Genomic DNA, 2,624 nt, shown 5'->3' on the forward strand with positions numbered 1-2,624 from the left:
GTTTGAACATTACAAAATCCCTATTAGGGATTGAAACTTATGGAGAAACTCCCGAACCATTCGATCCACCCAGTTTAAACATTACAAAATCCCTATTAGGGATTGAAACGAACCAATGCTGTCTCCGGTAAAAATTCATCCAGGTTTGAACATTACAAAATCCCTATTAGGGATTGAAACAATTCCTGAAATTATCGCTGAAGCAACAACGCTTGTTTGAACATTACAAAATCCCTATTAGGGATTGAAACATTGGACTGGAAGGAATTACTTGCCTCAAAAACAAAGTTTGAACATTACAAAATCCCTATTAGGGATTGAAACTCCATATGGAGTGAAATGCGCTTTCACTCCATAGTTTGAACATTACAAAATCCCTATTAGGGATTGAAACTTCAAACCAGTTTTCAAATTCATTATAATCGCCTAGTTTGAACATTACAAAATCCCTATTAGGGATTGAAACTTTTCCGCAGTACACAAGGACACTGCCTTTCGATGCTGTTTGAACATTACAAAATCCCTATTAGGGATTGAAACCAGGCTGAACACCCTACTCAAGCCACTGAGTAGGTTTGAACATTACAAAATCCCTATTAGGGATTGAAACAGAACTCGCGAGTTTAATTATTCAATTGCCCTCGGGTTTGAACATTACAAAATCCCTATTAGGGATTGAAACTTATGGAGAAACTCCCGAACCATTCGATCCACCCAGTTTAAACATTACAAAATCCCTATTAGGGATTGAAACCCGGTAAATAAAATATTCTGCTCTACGGTCCGGTCGTTTAAACAACAAATAATCCCTATTAAGGATTGAAACCTTATAGCGGAAATATAACTTACACTTTTGATGTGTTTAAACAACAAATAATCCCTATTAGTCCAGTAGGGTGTGTTAACGTTTGCGCAGCATTCCGCAGGAAAGTGTAACGCACCGCAAATTTACAATGCTTCGGTGGGTTACGCTGACGCTAACCCACCCTACTAGCTGGAAACTAACTGCTAATTACGAAGTTCTAAATCGTGCCAACTCTTCCCCAGTCTTCGCATCATGAGCATGAACAGTACACACCAAACAAGAATCAAAAGACCGAGCAACATGACCAACTTCCACAGGGTCATTCACATCAGCAATAGGAATACCAACCAACGCCTCTTCAATAGGTCCGCGCACACCTTCACCATCACGGGGTCCCACATTCCAAGTAGTCGGCGCAATAACCTGATAATTCTTAATCTTACCACCTTCTATTTCCACCCAATGACAGAGGGAACCACGACTAGCATTAGTAGCACCCCAACCACGACCATCTTTTTCTTCAGGCTTAATATACCAAGGATCGCGCAACTGAAACTCCCGCAAACAACGTTCTGTTTCACGGTACAACTTAGTTAGTTCGTGCATTCTGGCAAACACGCGCAAATGTACGCTCGGTCCGCCCATTTTCTTGAACATATCTAAAATTAAACCGTCTTTCTGCTGCCAACTTTCCCCATGGTCGCCGCCTGATATCAATTCCCGCGCTAAAGCACCAACTTCCATCCGACCTAAGTCTTGGTGAGATACAGCAGTTGACCAAGAATAAGCACCATCAAAGTCAATATCATTATTAGGAATAGGTACAGTAGTCCGGTCAAAAGGATGTACATCTCCATCACCCTCGTTATACCAAGCGTGGGCAGTATTCTCCCGGGTAAAAGTATGCTCCATCAATTGATGAATATCTGTAGCGCTATCGTAGACACCACTTTTCATAATCATCGCAGCATTGCGACCTTCAATAGTCGGACGTTGATATTTATCTTCATGAGGCAAATATCCCCAACTCATATATTTACCTACACCCGCACCAATTTTATCCAAACCAATATTTAGACCCATGCGCCAATAGAAACCGAGGTCAGAACTAGCATGATTAGGATTTTCATCCAACCATTCCATGAAATCTTCATAAGTTTGAATTTGTTCAAACCTGTCAATGGAACAACCCAACCATATCGGTTCCAACCAGTTAGTGCGGTAATATTCCAACATTGCCCAGGCGCGGGTAACATCGGTGAGAGTGGGAGCGCACATGACACCACCGGGAACCATGAAACTAGAGTGAGGCCATTGACCACCGAATAGAGCGTATATTTCTACGGGTTTTGCTGCAACAGTAATACCTGGTTCATAGGATGTACCTGTAAATGCTGCGAAACGCTTACAAGCTTCTTCGTAGAAAGGACTATTGTAGTATTTTTTGTTAGTTAAGTCGATCGCGTATAAACCGTAGAAAAAGCGCGGATGACTTTGGAGCGTTTCTACCAGTTGACCGAGGTTACGAGCAAGGATGGCGTTACGAGGTACTTCTGTTTGCCAAGCTGTATCTAACGCCCAGGAAGCACAAGTGAGGTGAGAAGCACCGCAAATTCCACATATTCTGGGGGTGACAATGAGACCAGCTTTAGGGTCTTTACCTTTGAGAATGACTTCAAAACCCCGAAACATTTGAGCTTGAGTCCAAGCATTGGTTACATATCCGTCTTGAATATCAACTCTTACATCTAGGTCGCCTTCAACGCGCCCCACGGGAGAAATATCTAATGTTTGTACTTTAGTTTGAACCATTTTTTCA

Annotated in this window: 1 protein-coding gene and 1 CRISPR repeat array; the gene reads right to left on the bottom strand. The window is 42.0% G+C overall.

Going from position 1 to position 2,624, the window contains the following annotated elements; translation table 11 throughout:
* The first annotated feature begins 5 nt into the window (after positions 1–5).
* Positions 6–826: direct repeats of the CRISPR family, unit length 32 nt; unit sequence AACATTACAAAATCCCTATTAGGGATTGAAAC.
* A gap of 186 nt (positions 827–1,012) precedes the next feature.
* The gene (locus AC3DU7_RS19500; protein WP_488040979.1) at positions 1,013–2,617 is read right to left on the bottom strand and encodes a nickel-dependent hydrogenase large subunit; all 1,605 of its coding nucleotides are present in this window, start codon (positions 2,615–2,617) and stop codon (positions 1,013–1,015) included.
* Between the last annotated feature and the right edge of the window lie 7 nt (positions 2,618–2,624).

This window comes from Okeania sp. (assembly GCF_983059655.1).